The 17,456-nt window shown below is 66.4% G+C and carries 10 protein-coding genes; 2 read left to right on the forward strand and 8 right to left on the reverse strand.

The annotated features are described in order from the left end of the window. Positions 1-192: 192 nt before the first annotated feature. Positions 193-1,317 (forward strand): methyltransferase, encoded by a 1,125-nt coding sequence (locus ACYAF3_RS06300; RefSeq protein ID WP_003121341.1) that lies wholly within the window; start codon positions 193-195, stop codon positions 1,315-1,317. On the opposite strand, the gene ACYAF3_RS06305 is transcribed toward ACYAF3_RS06300, so the two are convergent. Genes ACYAF3_RS06305 through ACYAF3_RS06325 form a run of 5 tightly spaced genes read right to left on the reverse strand, consistent with a single transcriptional unit; the run spans position 1,318 to position 7,481 of the window. Continuing rightward, positions 1,318-1,893, reverse strand: a complete 576-nt coding sequence (locus tag ACYAF3_RS06305; protein WP_003104875.1) for a nucleotidyltransferase family protein — start codon at positions 1,891-1,893, stop codon at positions 1,318-1,320. After that, a complete protein-coding gene (locus ACYAF3_RS06310) occupies positions 1,893-2,864 on the reverse strand; it encodes an XdhC family protein (RefSeq protein ID WP_023090856.1) in 972 nt (323 codons plus the stop codon). The genes ACYAF3_RS06305 and ACYAF3_RS06310 overlap by 1 nt, the downstream gene beginning before the upstream one ends. A 3-nt stretch (positions 2,865-2,867) precedes the next feature. After that, a complete protein-coding gene (locus ACYAF3_RS06315; protein ID WP_095396906.1) occupies positions 2,868-4,115 on the reverse strand; it encodes a c-type cytochrome in 1,248 nt (415 codons plus the stop codon). 2 nt (positions 4,116-4,117) lie between these two features. After that, positions 4,118-4,657 carry a (2Fe-2S)-binding protein gene (locus ACYAF3_RS06320; protein ID WP_003094903.1) on the reverse strand — a complete coding sequence of 180 codons (540 nt, stop codon included), beginning with the start codon at positions 4,655-4,657 and terminating at the stop codon, positions 4,118-4,120. After that, positions 4,650-7,481, reverse strand: coding sequence for a xanthine dehydrogenase family protein molybdopterin-binding subunit (locus tag ACYAF3_RS06325; protein WP_003123414.1), 2,832 nt, complete (start codon positions 7,479-7,481; stop codon positions 4,650-4,652). The genes ACYAF3_RS06320 and ACYAF3_RS06325 overlap by 8 nt, the downstream gene beginning before the upstream one ends. A gap of 310 nt (positions 7,482-7,791) precedes the next feature. On the opposite strand from ACYAF3_RS06325, the gene ACYAF3_RS06330 reads away from it, so the two are divergent. After that, positions 7,792-9,003, forward strand: coding sequence for an MFS transporter (locus tag ACYAF3_RS06330; RefSeq protein ID WP_003094912.1), 1,212 nt, complete (start codon positions 7,792-7,794; stop codon positions 9,001-9,003). Positions 9,004-9,162: 159 nt separating this feature from the next. Here ACYAF3_RS06330 and ACYAF3_RS06335 read toward each other — a convergent pair whose 3' ends face one another. The 3 genes from ACYAF3_RS06335 to ACYAF3_RS06345 form a co-directional block, all read right to left on the reverse strand. Further along, a complete protein-coding gene (locus tag ACYAF3_RS06335) occupies positions 9,163-9,552 on the reverse strand; it encodes a hypothetical protein (RefSeq protein ID WP_003106768.1) in 390 nt (129 codons plus the stop codon). A gap of 302 nt (positions 9,553-9,854) precedes the next feature. Further along, a complete protein-coding gene (gene cdrB, locus ACYAF3_RS06340; RefSeq protein WP_003094915.1) occupies positions 9,855-11,561 on the reverse strand; it encodes a two-partner secretion system transporter CdrB in 1,707 nt (568 codons plus the stop codon). Positions 11,562-11,623: 62 nt separating this feature from the next. Next, positions 11,624-17,365 carry an MBG domain-containing protein gene (locus ACYAF3_RS06345; RefSeq protein WP_121377778.1) on the reverse strand — a complete coding sequence of 1,914 codons (5,742 nt, stop codon included), beginning with the start codon at positions 17,363-17,365 and terminating at the stop codon, positions 11,624-11,626. Between the last annotated feature and the right edge of the window lie 91 nt (positions 17,366-17,456).

Consider the following 17,456-nt stretch of genomic DNA (forward strand, 5'->3'; position numbering starts at 1 on the left):
CTATCGAAGCCCTAGCCCGGTTATTATTGGCGTGCCCGGCTGGATGACTCGTCGGTAAGGAAACGACTAACCAGAGCCGGGTAAAGAATTTTTCGGCATATCCGTGTGCCGCACAAGCTGGAGAACTCCAACCAGCTCTCAGTTTCGACAGATTGTTAATTGACGAGCGGGATTCGCCCCGCCGGGAACCCGATGCCTCTATTCGCCACCCCCTTCGCCCAGCTCGACCTGGTCCGCCAGCCCGAGCAGGACGGCGAGCCCCTCCAGGCGTTCGACGCCGCCGACGAATACCTGCTCAACCAGTTGCACGAACGGGGCGTGACGGCGCAATGCCGGGTGCTGGTCCTCAACGACGCCTTCGGCGCCCTCGCCGCGAGCCTGGCGCCGCACGTCCAGGTCACCAGCAGCGGCGATTCGCACCTGGGCTTCCTCGCCCTGCGCAAGAACCTCGCGCGCAACGGCCTCGACCTGGGCTCGGTGCGCTTCGTCCCGGCCAGCGAAACCGCCGTGGGGCCCTTCGATCACGTACTGGTCAAGGTGCCGAAGACCCTCGCGTTGCTGGAGGAGCAACTGATCCGCCTGCACGGCCAACTGGCACCGGGCGCGCAGGTCGTCGCCGCGGGGATGGTCAAGCACTTGCCGCGCGCCGCCGGCGACCTGCTGGAACGCTACATCGGCCCGATGCACGCTTCGCTGGCGGTGAAGAAGGCCCGCCTGCTGATCGCCGAGGCAGCGGAGCGCCCGCAACCGCGCTCGCCCTATCCGACCCGCTATCGCCTGGAGCAGCCGCCGCTGACGCTGCTCAACCACGCCAACGTATTCTGCCGGGAGGGTCTCGACATCGGCACCCGCGCCTTCCTCCCGCACCTGCCACGCAGCCTCGGCGCGCTACGCGCCGCCGACCTGGGCTGCGGCAACGGGGTGCTCGGCATCGCCTACGCGCTGCTCAACCCGCAGGCCGAGCTGACCCTGGTGGATGAGTCGTACATGGCCGTGCAGTCGGCGCGGGAAAACTGGCGAGCGGCGCTGGGCGAGCGGCCGGCGACGTTCCGCGCCGACGATGGCCTGGCCGGCCAGGCGGCGGGCTCGCTGGACCTGGTCCTGTGCAACCCGCCGTTCCACCAGCAGCAGGTGGTCGGCGACTTCCTCGCCTGGCGCATGTTTCTCCAGGCTCGCGATGCCCTGGCGGCGGGCGGCGAACTGTGGATCGTCGGCAACCGCCACCTGGGCTACCACGCCAAGCTCAAGCGGCTGTTCCGCGGGGTCGAGCAGGTCGCGGCGAATCCGAAGTTCGTGATCCTGAAAGCGGGAAAATAGTCAGCCGAGCGCCGCCGGGGTGTCCACGTCGCGGAGTACGCCCGGATCGTCGCACGGCACCTCGCACCAGGCCGGACGATGGGCCTGCAGCACACGGCGCGCGCCCTGGTCGCCGTCCAGTTGCGCAAGCGCGTCCCAGAAAGCGCGGCCGAACAGCACCGGATGGCCGCGCTGACCGTCGTACAGGGGAAACACGATGGCTTCGGGAGTGGCCATCGCGGCCAGACGCTCGAGGGTATCGGCGGCGATCCAGGGCATGTCGCCGAGCAGGACGGCGATGGCCCGGGCCGTGCTGTTCCTCGCCGCCGCGACGCCGGCGGCCAGGCTGTGGCCCATGCCCAACGATGCATCGAGGCTGTGGACAAGCCGCTGCTGCGCCGGCAGGCCCAGGCTCGCCGGGGTGTCTCCGGCACGCACCACCACCCGCACCTCGGCGAACGCCTCGCGCGCCCGCGCCACGCTGGCCGCCAGCAGGGTCGTGCCATCAGCCAGGCGCGCCAGGCGCTTGTCGCTGCCGAAGCGGCGCCCCTGCCCGGCCGCCAGGACCAGGCACAGCACCTCGTCGGCGGCGACCATCAGAGCCGCTCGCGGGGAATGCCGTTGCGGATGCGAAGAATGTCCGCCAGCACCGCCAGGGCGATTTCCGCCGGCGTCTTGCTGCCGAGGTTGAGGCCGATCGGCGCGTGGATCCGCGCCAGTTCGGCATCGCCCAGGCCGCCGATGCGCCGCAGGCGCTCGAAGCGTTTCTCCGAGGTCGCCCGCGATCCCATCACGCCGATATAGAAGGCTTCGGTACGCACCGCCTCGAGCATCGCCAGGTCGTCGATCTTCGGATCGTGGGTCAACGCCACCACCGCCGTATCGGCGTGGCAACCGCCGTCGGCGATGAACAGCGAGGGCAGCTCGCGACGGATCTCGATGCCCTCCAGCACCACGCCGCGCAAGGCTTCTTCGCGCGGGTCGCAGAGGATCACCTCGAAGCCCAGGCCCTTGCCGAACTCGGCGCAGGCATGGGCGACGCTGGAATAGCCGGCCAGCAGCAGGCGCTGGGCAGCGCCGACGCGCAAGCGCACGCACTCGCCGTCGCGTTCAGCCCGAGAGCCGTGGCTGGAATCGTCGCGCAGGCTGCGCGCGCCGCTGCCCAGCTCGACCTCGCGCAGCAGGCGGCGCTGACCAAGCAACGCCGACTCCAGCTCGCGCAGATGGGCCTGGACATCGCAGTCCGGCGCCAGGTTTTCCACCAGTACGTCGAGGATGCCGCCGCAGGGCAGGCGGATGTTCGAGTTCGGGTCGTCGCCCTCGCCGTAGCGCACGATCACCGCGGGATCGGGGAAACCGCCGGCGGCGACCCGCTCGAGGAAATCATCCTCGACGCAGCCGCCGGACAGCGAGCCGATCCATTCACCGCTGGCGTTCACCGCCAGCAGCGATCCCGGCGCGCGGGGCGCCGAGCCGTAGGTCGTGAGCACGGTACAGAACCACACCCGTTCGCCGCCCACGGACCACTTCAGCGCCTTGCGGACCACCTGTAGATCGAGGTGTTGCACGATTCACTTCACCTTGACGGTATGCGCCGAAGCGCTCTCCATCTTCAATTGCACGACCTGTTGGGGACCGAGGTCACCGGGCAATCCGCCCCAGGTCTGGCGCAGGTAGTTGAGCAGGTCCGTGAGTTGCTCGTCGTCGAGTTTCCCGGCGAAACCGGGCATCGGTTGCATGCGTTCGAAGCCGGTGAACTGCTGTTCGACGATGCCGTCTTCGATCACTCGCAACAGATTACGCGGGTCTTGCAGGCGCAGGGTAGTGTTGCCGTTCATCGCCACCGCGATATGCGGCTTGCCCTCGCCTTCGCCGCCGTGGCAGCCGGCGCAGACGTTGAGGTACTGCTGGCGACCGCGCTTGCCGCTGTCGTTCAGCTGCGCCTCGGGCAGCGCCTGGACCACCTTGGCCGGCGGCGGCTGGTCGCCGAGCAGGTAGGTGGCCATGGCTGCCAGGTCGCTGTCGTCGAGGTGCTGGGTGCTGTGGTGCACCACCGGGAACATCTCGTTGAACATGCTGCCCTGGGCGCTCATGCCGTGCTTGAGGAAGCTCGCCAGGTCCGGCTGGGTCCAACCGCGCGCGGCAAGGTCGCCGGGCAGCAGGCTGGGCGCCAGGTAGCCGTTGAGCAGGCCGCCGCTCAGGCGCTTGTCCTGCTCCAGGGCGCCGGCCAGGTTGCGCGGGGTATGGCACTCGCCGCAGTGGCCGAGCACCTCGACCATGTACTGCCCGCGCTTCCAGGCCTCGCTGCGCCCTTCCTCCGGCTGCAAGCGCACGCTCTTGCCGTAGAGCAGGTTCCAGCCGGCCAGGCCCATGCGCACGTTGAACGGGAAGCTCAGGCTGGTCTGCGGCGCCGGCCGGGCGATCGGCTCCTGGGCCATCAGGTAGGCGTAGATGGCGTCGGCATCCTCGCGCTCGATCAGGTGATAGGAGGTGTAGGGCATCGCCGGATAGAGGTAGGCGCCGTCCTTGCGCTTGCCCTCGGTAAGAGCGGCGAAGAACTCGTCGGCGCTGTAGGCGCCGATGCCGTGTTCCTTGTCCGGGGTGATGTTGGTGCCGTAGATGGTGCCGAACGGCGACTGGATCGGCAGCCCGCCGGCGAACGGCGCGCCGCCCTCGGCAGTATGGCAGGCCATGCAGTCGGCGGCGCGGGCGAGGTATTCGCCGCGCTTGACCAGCGCCGCGTCGGCGCCGGCGGCGGAGGCCAGGAACGGCGACAGCGCGGCCAGCGCCAGGGCGAGGCCGGAAAGGGTGCGCTTCATCCTCAAGCCTCCTTGACCAGGCCGAGTTCGTCGAGCACGTCGCGGGTGGCGCTGTAGTAGCGCACGTAGCCGGTGCACCGGCAGATGTGATGGCCGAGGCTGTCCTCGATCGCCTGCTCCAGCTCGCTGCGCTTGATCGGCTGGCGCTGGGCTTTTTCCACCAGCACGGTGGCGGCGTTGACGAAGCCCGGCGCGCAATAGCTGCACTGGAAGGCGAACTGGTCGACGAACTTCTGCTGGATCGGGTTCAGCTCGCGGATGTCGCCATTCTCGTCGCGCTGGGCATGGCCCTCGATGGTGCGAACCTTCTTGCCGTCGAAGTAGTGCGCGCCGGTGATGCAGGTGCGCACTTCCTCGCTGGTGCCGTCCGGATTGTCGACGATCACCACGCAGGCATGGCAGATGCCCTGGCCACAGCCCAGGCGCGAGCCGGTGAGGTTCTGGTATTCGTGCAGGTAGTCGATCATCGGCAGGTCTTCGGCGACCTCCACCGGACCGACGGCTTGACCGTTGAGGGTCATCTGGAGCTTGCGGTTAGCCATGGAGGGCCTCCTTGATGCGGGCGGGAGTGATGGGCAGGTCGCGGACGCGCTTGCCGGTGGCGTGCGCCACGGCGTTGGCGATGGCGCCGACCACCGGGATCATCACCACCTCGGCGATGCCCTTGGCCGGGTCGGTCGGCGACAGCGGCGGGAGGATCTCCGCCGTCTGGCTCCACACCGCCACGTCCTTCGCCCGCGGCAACCGGTAGCGGTTGAAGTTCCAGTCCCCTTCCGCGGGGCCGCCCTCGTAGAGCGGCATTTCCTCCAGCAGCGCATGGCCGATACCCATGGCGATGCCGCCCTCCAGCTGGCCCTTGACCAGCTCCGGCACCAGCACCCGGCCGCACTCGATCCAGGAATGGTGGTCGAGCACCTGCACCTCGCCGCTGCCCTTGTTCACCTTCAGCTCGACCAGGGTCGCCACCGGACTGTAGTAGGTGACCATCGCGTTGTTCAGCTGGGTCGCCGGATAAGCCGGATTCTGCCGGTCGAGCAGGTGGAAGCCGGCGCTGTTCATCATCGCCTTCTTCACTCCCGGCGCGCCGTCGCCGTACTTCACCGCCATGGCGTCGAGCGGCAGGCGCTCGCGCACGCCATCGATGACGAAGTCCGCCTCGGCCCAGCTCCAGCGGTTGAAGCCGTGGACGCTGACGCCGGTGACCAGGCCCATCTCGTGGGCCTTCTTCGCCAGCTCGGTGAAGGGAATCGGCGCCAGGCCGTTGCCGGTCAACTGGCCGTCGACCCATACCGCGTTTTCGCGGCGCACCACATAGGGATTGGCCTGGCCGCCGAACGGACCGCTGCGCCACAGCTCCAGGGCCGCCGGCCACAGGCCGTGGTTGAACAGCACGCGCGCGGCTTCGCGGGTGGCGTGGCTGAAATAGAACGCCGAGTTGGTCGCCGACGACGGCGAGGCCAGCTTGCCGACCCAGCGCGGATCGCGTAGCGCGGCGTCCTGCTCGGCCTGGCTCATCAGGTAGGGATTGCCCTTGGTGGTGAGCCGCAGCTCGGGCCATTCGGTCTCGGCGGTCTTCACCTCGTCCGCCGGACGGCCGAGGAAGTCGCCGACCACGAAGGCCTGCGAGGTGGACATCCCGGTACCGATCTCGGTGCCGATGTGGCGCAGGCTGATGCGCCCGTCGGCGCTGAACTCGATGCTCGCCATCGGCGCCTCGGCGCCGGTGCCGAAGTCCTTCTGGCAAATGGCGAAGCCGACCCCATACCAGTTGTCCGGGTCTTCCGCGTCGAAGCGCTTCTTGCGTGCGTCGCGGTCCTTCCAGACCTCGTGGGCAGCGGCCTTGTCGAGGATCTCGTGCAGGCGCAGGGCACCGGCCGGGACCGCGCCCTGGGTGTTCTTCATGCCCGAGCGCAGGGCGTTGCGACGACGCAGGTCGATGGCGTCGACGCCCAGCCGGCCAGCGATCTCGTCGACCATCATCTCGGTCGCGGCCATGGTCTGCAGGGTACCGTAGCCGCGCATCGAGCCGGCCTCCACGCCGCGCGAATGATAGGCGGTGACCGCCAGGTCGTTCTGCGGCATGTAGTAGATCGACTGCGCGGCGGTGGCGCCCACCGCCGCCACCGAGGCGCTGTAGTTGGCGCGCCCGCCGCCGTCGGCGCTCATGTCGGCGCGGAAGATGCGGAAGCCGAGGTCGTTCCTGTCTACCGCCAGTTGGTAGCGGATGTCGAACGGGTGGCGCTTGATGCCGCTCTGGAACTGCTCGTAGCGGTCGTTGGCCAGGCGCACCGGCACACCCTCGCCATACAGCGCGGCGAGCGCGGCATAGAAGACGAAGATGTTGTTGTCCTTGGAGCCGTAGCCGACGGTATAGCCCGGATGGATGTTGAGCTTCTCCAGGGCGAAGCGCGACGGCTTGATCATGTGCACGCTTTCGTAGGCGACTTCGAACGGGCACTGGGTGGCGACCACGAAGTGCAAGGTCTTGCTCGCCGCGTCGTACCAGCCGTTGCCGTTGTCCGGCTCCAATGCCGCCGGCTCGATCGATGGGGTCTTGTAGCGCTCGTCGAAGACCAGCCAGTCCTGCGGCGGGTTTTCCAGTTGCTCGGCCATGCGCTTGGCATGGAACAGCCCCTGCTCGGTGAGGTCGCCGTGCAGCTTCGGCTCGCGGGTCCATACCGGTTTGCGGTTGAGGATGGTGGGGAACAGCATCGAGTCCTTCAGGCTGGAGAACTCGTCGTCCTCGTAGGGCGTCTTGCCGCCGACCCGGACGAAGCGATAGCTGCCGTAGGGATCGCCCTGGTACAGCGGGGCCTGGGCGCCATAGCGGATCGCCTTGTCGTTGAACTTGAGCTTGAGCTTGGCCCGGCGGAAGCGCTCGAAGTCGTTCCAGATCAGGATCGCCACCGGATGGCCGATGAACATCGGCACCTTGCCCGGCGGCAGGAGCGGATCGGGCGAATGCGCCTCGGGGAAGACGATGCCGTCCTTCTCCAGGTCGGCGGCGGTGACGATACGGTCCGGCTGCAACTCGGCGCCCAGCCAGGAAAGGTCGTGGCCTTCGTAGATGCGGTCGGCGCGAACGGTCTTCAGCAACATGGCGTGGCCTTGCTGCTGCGGCCAGCCGGGCATGTCCCTGGCGCGGATATCGCGGGCGAACACCTTGTTGCCGCAGACCTTGGACAAGGCGTCGTTACGGAAACGGACCTGACCGTTGCCCGCCATCCAGCGCTGGGCGGAAACGGTCACCTGGTTCTCGAACAAGGCAGCGAACGCCTGGCTGCCGAGCGGCGCCAGGGTGACACCCACGCCGGCGATCAACCCGCCCTGGAGAAAGGCGCGCCGGGATATATCACGGTTGGACATGCAAGTTCCTCTGGGTGGTACGGTTCCCACCCATGTCGTTATTCAGGCTTGAACAGCTCGTCCGGACGGACGAGGTGGAGCACGCAGGCGGAAAAACCTGACTCAGGAGTTAATTTTAGCGACAAGTCGCACCCGAGGAAAAGTCCCGTCTACCGCTGGAAGGCCCCATGGACACTCGACTTTGGTCGCCTGCCAGGCCGGCTCCAACCTTTTCGTGCGCTTCTCTGAATCTTCGATTTCGGCAATGGCAACAGCCAAGAGGTAACCACATGTTACTCTCCGCCCTCCTCTCGAAACGCCCGACCCCAGCATGTCCAGCCAACCCAGCTCCCTGCTCCGCCATCGTCCCTTCCTCGCCTTCTGGCTGGCCCGCGTCTGCACCGCCAGCGGCTTCCAGATGCTCACCGTGGCCATCGGCTGGCACATCTACGAACTGACCGGCAATGTCCTCGACCTGGGCCTGGTAGGCCTGGTCGAATTCCTCCCGCGGGTACTGTTCATGCTCCACACCGGGCATGTTGCCGACCGCTACGACCGACGCAGGATCGCCGCCCTCTGCCAGGCCGGCCAGGCCCTGGTGGCGGTGGCACTGGTGCTCGGCGCGGCTTCGGGAGAGATCACCCGCAACATGATCTTCGTCCTCGCCTTCGCCCTCGGTACCGCCCGCGCCTTCGAAATGCCGACCACCCAGGCGCTGCTGCCGAACCTGGTACCGGCCGGGCTGTTCCCGCGCGCGGTGGCCGCTTCGGCTTCGGCGATGCAGGCGGCGACCATTGCCGCCCCGGCCCTCGGCGGCCTGCTCTATGCGTTCGGTGCCTCCTGGGTCTACGTGCCGACCGCGACTCTCTACGTCCTCGCGTGCGTCCTGACGCTCAGCCTGCCGGTACGCAACCAGCCGCTCACCCAGGGCAAGGCCACCCTCGACTCGCTGCTCGCCGGCATCCGTTTCATCCGCAGCCGACCGGACATCTTCGGGGCGATCTCCCTCGATCTGTTCGCCGTGCTCCTCGGCGGCGCCACCGCCCTGCTCCCGGTGTTCGCCAAGGACATCCTGCTCACCGGGCCCTGGGGCCTCGGCCTGCTGCGCTCGGCTCCAGCGGTGGGCGCCCTGGCAATGTCGTTCTGGCTGGCGCACTTCAGCATCGAACGCAACGTCGGGCGGATCATGTTCCTCTCCGTGGGCATCTTCGGCCTGGCAACCATCGCCTTCGGCCTGTCGAAATCGTTCTGGCTGTCCCTCGGCGTGCTGGTGGTACTCGGCGCCGCGGACATGGTCAGCATGGTCATCCGCGGCGCCTTCGTGCAGCTCGAGACCCCCGACGAGATGCGCGGCCGGGTCAGCGCGGTGAACGGCCTGTTCATCGGCGCCTCGAACCAGCTCGGCGAGTTCGAGTCCGGGCTCACCGCACACTGGTTCGGCACGGTACCGGCAGTGGTCCTCGGCGGGATCGGCACCCTGGTGGTCACCGGAGCATGGATGAAGCTGTTCCCTAGCCTGGCGCAACGCGACCGCCTGCACTGAGGCCAATGCCGTCGCGCGCCGCTGCCCCGACAGCGGCGTATCGGCGATAACGCCTGGGGCGTTATCCGTCCTCCCCATGGAACACCGCACCTTCTCGGCAATAAGAAAGCCCGGCATCGAGCCGGGCTTTTCTCGCACCTTGCGGCGTTATCCCCGGTGTCAGGCGGGGCGCCGCATCTCCCGATGCAGGCGGTCGACGGTGCGCTCGCTACCGTTGTCGGCCAGGCGCAGATCGACGCGCCCCATGTCCTTGTGCAGACGGTCGACGGTCTGTTCGCTGCCGTTCTCGGCCAGGCGCGCCTCGCGGCTGGTCATGTCGCGGTGCAAGCGATCGATGGTCTGCTCGCTGCCGCTTTCGGCGACCCGGCGTTCTTCCTGGACGCGCGGCGCCTGGGTCTTGCGCAGGCGTTCGAGGGTACGGTCGGAACCGTCGGAGGCGATCAGTTGTTGGGCACCGCGCAGGGCGATGGATTCGACCCGCGGTGCAGCGAAGGCGGCATTGGCGGTCAGGGTAGCAAGGGCGATGGCGAGGATCAGCGGGCGTTTCATGGCAGTGGCTCCAGGTATTCGTTACGTGGGGCCATTCTCTGTTCGGGAAACTCGATTGGAAAACGAAGCGCGCCAATAGTATTCATCGACGTTTGAAATAGTGCGAAGAACCGCTCTAGTACAGGAGTTACAGCAAGAATACGCCTCTCCGACCGGCCTTGGCACGGATTGACGGCATCGATATGAAAAATCGAAGAAATCGAAAGCTTGAGAAAAACACTCGGAATTGAGCACGGACCTCCCTCTCCGCAGAACCGGAGAGGGGCTCCGTCAGCAGCCTCCGGAACGGAGGCCGGCAGGGTTCAGAAGCGCGCCACCACGTTGAACAGGACCCGCGTCTCGCGCTTCCCATCGCGCTGGTCGGCTGGCTCGCCGATGACCTGGCGGGCAATCTCCGGGTTGAACGACAACTGGTCGGTGAGGTTGAAGCGCACCCCGGCACCGATCGAGCCGAGCTTCTGCTGCTCGTCATCGTCCACGTCGAGGTTGTAGGTCTTGCCCCAGTCGTAGAAAGCGTAGGCCTGGTAGCTGCGCAGCCAGCTATAGCCCACCGCCTGGCCATAGCGCGGTTCGAGCTTCAGGGCGAAGCCACGGTCACCGGTGATGTTGCCCGGGGCGAAGCCGCGACCGATCCCGCTGCCGCCGACGCCGAAGCGCTCGCTCGGCAGCAACGGGTCGAAGCTGTACTGCCATTGCAATTCGCCATACACCGACCAGGGTCCACCGAGCCCTTGCAGACGCCCGATGTTGCCGTTGAGATAGACGAAACGTCCGTCGGCCACTTCGCGGGAACGACGTTCATCGTCCTTCTTGGTCGCGCCCCACATGTCCAGGCCGATGTTGTTGCGCACCTCCGCCAGGTTGATGCCCATCCAGCGGTCGACCCAGTCATAGGTCAGGCGTTGCTGGAACACCCGCACATGGTCACGACCGGGGTTCGAGGCGTCGCTGGCGAAGTCGCGCAGGCGGGTCTCGGTATCCTTCCACTGCAACGCCAGGCCGCCGCTCAGGTTCTGCGAGCGCGAGCGGATGAAGGGATGGTTGTAGGAAATGCTGCCTTCGGTGCTCTTGCTGACGCTGTCGAAGGGGAATACCGAGTCCGGGATGTCCGGGTTGACCTTCGAATAGGAACCCATGATCTGCAGAGTATCGCCGGCGAACATGCCGCCCAGCGGCAACGTGCCGCGCAACTGGATGTAGCGGGTGGCATCGCTGAACGGCGAGATCGCACCGAGCACGTCGATCTGCTCGTAGAAGCCCAGGCGGGAGAACTCGGTGGCGCCGAAGGCCAGGGTGGTCGGGTCGGTGTAGTGCGAACCGCGGTTGTCGAGGCTGACGAAGCCTTCGTATCGCTGCTGCTGCAAGGCCACGTCGAGGTTCGACGAGCCCAGCGCCTGACCCGGGCTGAGCACGCTCTGCACGTTGACCCCCGGCAGGTCGCCGACCAGCAGCAGGCCGCGCTCCAGGGTATCGGCATCCAGCGGACGTTTTTCGGTCAGCGGTGCGAGCAGTTCCTCCACCCGCACCCGCGGCCCATCGACGGTTCCCTTGATCTGCACGTGTTCGAGGTAACCCTCGATCACCTGCAGGCGTACCTTGCCGCCCTCGATGCTCTGCTCCGGCACCACTACCTGGGTCAACAGGTAGCCGTCCTGGCGGTACTTGGCGGTGAGGCGGTTGGCCAGGTCGACCAGTTCGGCCAGGGACACCTGCTTGCCGAGCATATGCTGGTAATAGGACTCGAGCACCGCCTTGTCATAGCGGGTGTTGCCTTCGATGCGTATCTCGCGCAGTTCGAAGCGGATCTGTTCGCTGCCTTGCGGCGCGACCTGCTTGGGCACCACCAGCGGCGCCTCGGGCTTGGCTTGCGGCTCGCTGCGGGGCTTGAAGCGTTCATCGAGCTGGGATGGCTGTACAGTCCCTGGCAACTCCACGGCGGCGGCGGAAGCAGCCAGCATCCCGCAGCCACAGAGCGTCACCCAGCGAAGCGTCCATTGCGAAGGTTTCATCATTCACCTCGGGCAGATGACGCACTACCGCCCGGAGACGATAGTGCGCATTGCGAAAAGGGTTAGAAATTCAGAGGCTTGTTGAAGCAGCTCCAGTAGTCGGCCAGGTAGCTCTGGTTCGAGCAACCCGCCCCACTCTCGGCCTCTGCCCTGAGCGGACGATCGGTGAACTGCCCCACCCGCTTGGCGCTGGCGTCCTCCGCCGGACCCGCGGCGGTAGCCGGCAGCAGGTTAGGATCGCTGACGTCCATGCCCAGAGCGTAGGCGCGCAGGAACGGGTTTTCGAGGAACGGGTTTTCCAGCGTGGTGGTGCGGTAGACCGCATCCCCGGGAGTATCCGGATCGCGCCCCTTCTGCAGTTCGCGCAAGTCGGAGAGCGCTGCCAGTTGCCCCAGGTCGCCCGGCGTGACCGGCAGCGGCAGGATGCTCAGCAGGTTGCCCTGGTAGTTGAGCTGGTAGTTGCCGCTGGTGAGGGCAAGCCCACCCTGGAGGATGTCGTACTGGCCTACGGCTTCGCCGCCCACCCGACCGAGCCCGCCGGCGAGCACCTGACCGGCGCTATCGCCATTCTTCAGGCCGGAAACCTGATAGGTCAGCGCCGGGTCGGCGGTGCCGACCTGCTTGCTCTTGGCATCGGCGAATACGTTGAGCAGCGCCTTGGTGATGGTCAGGTCATTACCCTGGTAGGCCAGGTCATAGTTGCCACTGGTCAGCACCAGGCCGCCCTGGTTGATGCCATACACACCCACGTTCTCGCCTGCGTCGCGGTTCAGCCCGCCGGTCAGGATCGAGCCGGCGCTGTCACCGTTCTTCAGGCCGCTGACCTGGTAGGTCAGGCTCGGGTCGGCATCGCCGTAGACCTTGGTCTTGGCATCGGCGATCACATTGAGCAGTGCCTTGGTGATGGTCAGGTTGTTGCCCTGGTAGCTCAGGTCGTAGTTACCGCTGTTCAATGCCAGGTCGCCCTGGTTGATGCCGTACACGCCGACGTTCTCGCCTGCGGCGCGGCTCAGGCTGCCGCCGTTGAGGACGGCACCGGCGGTATCGCCGTTCTTCAGGCCGCTGACCTGGAAGGTCAGGCTCGGGTCGGCGTCGCCATAGACCTTGGTCTTGGCATCAGCGATCACATTCAGCAGTGCCTTGGTGATGGTCAGGTTGTTGCCCTGGTAAGCCAGGTCATAGTTACCGCTGACCAGACCCAGGCCACCCTGCTGAATCGCATAGTTGCCTACGTTTTCGCCGGAGACACGAACCAGGCCGCCGCCATTGAGCACCGCGCCAGCGGTATCGCCATTCTTCAGGCCGCTGACCTGGTAGGTCAGGCTCGGGTCGGCATCGCCGTAGACCTTGGTCTTGGCGTCGGCGATCACATTCAGCAGCGCCTTGGTGATGGTCAGGTTATTGCCCTGGTAGCTCAGGTCGTAGTTGCCGCTGTTCAATGCCAGGTCGCCCTGGTTGATGCCGTACACGCCGACATTCTCGCCAGCCACGCGGCTCAGGCTGCCACCGTTGAGCACCGCGCCAGCGGTATCACCGTTCTTCAGGCCGCTGACCTGGTAGGTCAGGCTCGGATCGGCATCGCCGTAGACCTTGGTCTTGGCGTCGGCGATCACATTGAGCAGTGCCTTGGTGATGGTCAGGTTATTGCCCTGGTAGCTCAGGTCGTAGTTACCGCTGTTCAATGCCAGATCGCCCTGGTTGATGCCATACACACCCACGTTCTCGCCTGCGTCGCGGTTCAGCCCGCCGGTCAGGATCGAGCCGGCGCTGTCACCGTTCCTCAGGCCGCTGACCTGGTAGGTCAGGCTCGGGTCAGCGTCGCCATAGACCTTGGTCTTGCCGTCGGCGATCACATTGAGCAGCGCCTTGGTGATGGTCAGGTTGTTGCCCTGGTAAGCCAGGTCATAGTTACCGCTGACCAGGCCCAGTCCACCCTGGTTGATGCCGTACACGCCGACATTCTCGCCAGCCACGCGGCTCAGGCTGCCACTGTTGAGCACCGCGCCAGCGGTATCGCCGTTCTTCAGGCCACTGACCTGGTAGGTCAGGCTCGGATCGGCATCGCCGTAGACCTTGGTCTTGCCGTCGGCGATCACATTCAGCAGCGCCTTGGTGATGGTCAGGTTGTTGCCCTGGTAAGCCAGGTCATAGTTACCGCTGACCAGACCCAGGCCACCCTGCTGAATCGCATAGTTGCCTACGTTTTCGCCGGAGACACGAACCAGGCCGCCGCCATTGAGCACCGCGCCAGCGGTATCGCCATTCTTCAGGCCGCTGACCTGGTAGGTCAGGCTCGGGTCGGCATCGCCATAGACCTTGGTCTTGGCGTCGGCGATCACATTCAGCAGCGCCTTGGTGATGGTCAGGTTGTTGCCCTGGTAGCTCAGATCGTAGTTGCCGCTGTTCAATGCCAGGTCGCCCTGGTTGATGCCGTACACGCCGACATTCTCGCCAGCCACGCGGCTCAGGCTGCCGCCGTTGAGCACGGCACCGGCGGTGTCGCCGTTCTTCAGCCCGGACACCTGGTAGGTCAGTGCCGGATCGGCATCGCCATAGACCTTGGTCTTGGCATCGGCGATCACATTGAGCAGTGCCTTGGTGATGGTCAGGTTATTGCCCTGGTAGTTCAGGGTGTAATTGCTGCTGACCAGGCCCAGTCCACCCTGGTTGATGCCGTACACGCCGACGTTCTCGCCAGCCACGCGGCTCAGGCTGCCGCCGTTGAGCACGGCACCGGCGGTATCGCCGCGCTTGAGACCGGAGACCTGGTAGGTCAGCGCCGGATCCAGGTCGCCGTAGACCTTGGTCTTGGCATCGGCGATCACGTTCAGTTGTGCCGGGGTGATGCGCAGGTCGTTGCCGACGTAGCTGAGGGTGTAATTGGCCGTGTTGAGGCCCAGCCCGCCCTGGAGTATCCCGTAGTTGCCGACGTTCTCCCCGGCCACCCGGCCGAGGTTGCCGCTCAGCACGCCAGCGGCGGTATCGCTGTTCTTCAGGCCACTGACCTGGTAGGTGAGGGTCGGATCGGCGTCGCCATAGACCTTGGTCTTGGCGTCGGCGCTGACGATCAATTGCGCCGGCGTGACGGTCAGCTTGCCGTCCTGGCGCACCAGTTGGTAACGCTGGCTGAAATACTCGCTGCCATTGGCGTTACCGGTGATCGCGTACTGCCCGACATTCGACGCCTGGGTCGCCGTGGTGCTGGCGGTCGCCTGGTAGAGGTCGTTGAACTGACTGTTGACGTAGGCGTCGATGGCGTTGATGCCGGACATCGTGGCCGTCAGAGTCGGATTCACATCACCGTAGACGCGGGTAGCGTCATTGGCGGTCAGGGTGGCGGTCTGCTGGCGGGAAAGGATGTCGCCGGCAGTGGTGGTGGTCTTGAACATCTCCACCTGGGCGCGCTCGGCGAAGCTGTTGAACGCTCCCTCGCGCATGAACAGGTCCAGGCGGGTATCGACGCGGCTGGTCTTGCCGCCGAGGCCGAAGATCAGTTCCTCGGTCAGGCCGGTGCCGACGTCGTACTGCAGCTCGTCGGTCACGCCGATCACGCCGCCGAAGCCCTTGACGCCCCAACTGGTGCCCCAGTTTCCGGTCCAGGTGGTGACGCTGCCGTTGCCGGCGGCGACGGTGAACCCGCTGGGCGCACCGCCGTTCGGGGTGGCGGTGACGTTGCTGCCGTTGACCTGGTAGCGCAGGTTGGTCACCAGGTAGTCCGACGAGTCGTTGGTCGGGAAACTGGCGGAACCGCTGACCCGCCGATAGGGCAGCGCGGTGAACACCAGGCGGTCGAACTCGCTGTTGCCGTCGGCAGTCAGCGTGTAGTTGCCGGTGGTGCCAACGCTGTTGGCCTCGAGAATCCGCGTGCCGACGCTGGAGACGATGTTCTGCGCGGTGCCGGTCATGCTCTGGTTGATGAACGGATCGAACACCGTGCCGCTCGTGGTCACGCCGGTGGCGTTGCTCTGCCGGTACTTGAGCGTACCGTTGAAGGTCTGCAGCGCCAGGTTGCCGGCGTAGTTGTCCCAGGAAGCCAGGTCGATGCTACCGGCGCGGCCGGCGAGGTTGGCGGCGATCAATGCGGTACCGGCCTGCTGGCTGATCTTGCCGGCGGTGCTGGTCTGCATCCACAGGGTGCCGCTGCCCAGGTCGACGATGCCGCTGGTCTGCGGCGTGCCGCCGCTGAGGAAGCTGATGTTGCCGCCGGCGCGGATTGCCAGGCTGCCGTTGCGGAACAGGATCGGCGCAGAGATATCCACCGCACCGGCAGGTCCGGTGGCGATCAGCTCCAGGCCGCGACTGGCGCCGCCCAGGTTGCTGGTGATCAGCGGCGCTTCCACCGACAGCCGGTCGCTGGCGCTGAGGGTCACCTTGCCGCCTGCCAGCGCACCGGTAACCACCGAGGCATTCACCGTCGCGTCGCCGCTGGCGCCGTTGGCGCCCCCCACCGAGCCGGAGGTGCCGCCGGATGCGACGATGCGCAGGGTGGTCGGGTCGAGCAGCCAGGTGCCACCGTTGCCGTAGGGTGCGGCGACGCTGACGTAGGCGCTGTCGGCGATGCTCAGGTTGACCTTGCCGGAGGTCTCCACCAGGCCTCCGTTGCCGCCCTGGGCGCCGCCGCGCGCGAGGATCCGCCCGTCCATGCGGGTATTGCCGTCGGACCAGACCACCGCCAGGCCGCCATTGCCCTTGCCGGTAGCCGAGACGTCGATGCTGGCGCCCTTGGCCAGCGTAGCGTTCTTCGCTCGTGGCAACTCGCCGCGGCCCTGGAAGTCGCCGCCGATGCGCACGCTGCCGCCCTGTGCGGCGCCGCGGGCGTCGATGCTGGCGGTGCTCGCCAGGGCCACCTGCTGCCCGCTGACCAGCACGTCGCCGCCGCTCTTCGGACCGCTGACGTCGATCTTGCCGGCGACCTGGATGTCCCCGGACTTGCTTACCAGCGCCACGCTGCCCTCGCGCACCTCGGTGCCGCGGGCGAGGATCACGCCGGACAGGTTGACCGCGTTGTCGACCACCCGGGAAGCCTGCTCGGCGGTGATCAGCACGCTACCGCCGTCGGCCTGGATCGCGCCGCCGTTGCTGACCAGCGCCTGGGCATCCTGCGGCTTGCGGGTAACCGGGTCGGTCACGGCGATGGACACCAGGCCATCGCCGTAGAGGTCGATGGTCGCGGCGTTGCCGGCGGCCATCGCCACGGTGCCGAGGCGGGCGTTGATCACGCCGTTGTTGGCCACGGACGGCGCGACGAAGGCCGCCAGGCCTTTCTCCGCGACGCTGATGCTGCCGTCGTTGACGATCCGCGCGTCGGGGTTTCCGGGCTGGTCGAAGATCAGCTTGCCCTGGCGGAAGTGTTCGTCGCTGATGTTCGCCGTGGTGGTGATCAGGGAGCCCACGTCGACCTTGGCCGAGCCGCTGAATACCACGCCGTTGGAGTTGTAGATGATCACCTGGCCGGGCGCGGAGATGTGCCCGGCGATCACACTTTCCTGGCCTGCGGTGACCCGGTTCAGGGTCGACGAGGTCACGCCGGGCTGGTTGAAGCGCACCGCCTCGTCGGCGGAGACGTCGAAGCCCTTCCAGTTGATGATCGCGCGCTGGGTGCTCTGGTCGATCAGCGTGGTCTTGCCCTGCTGGCTGATCTTGATCTCGTTGGGGTTGAACTGGGCACCGGTAGGTGCCGCCATGGCCGCGTTGATGCTGGCGATGGCGAACATGAGGGTGCTGCTGGCGGCAAGGACGAAACGCCCTTCCCCACCAGCTTTCGAAGAGGTGCGCTTGCCGCGCTGGCTATCCGGACGGACCATGAAAATCTCCCTATCTGCGTGGCGCACGTCAGTTTTCCAGCACTGCATTTCGTCAGTTAAATGACGAAAATCTGAGAAGCAATTCACATTG

It is taken from the genome of Pseudomonas sp. TZ252 (genome assembly GCF_056110345.1).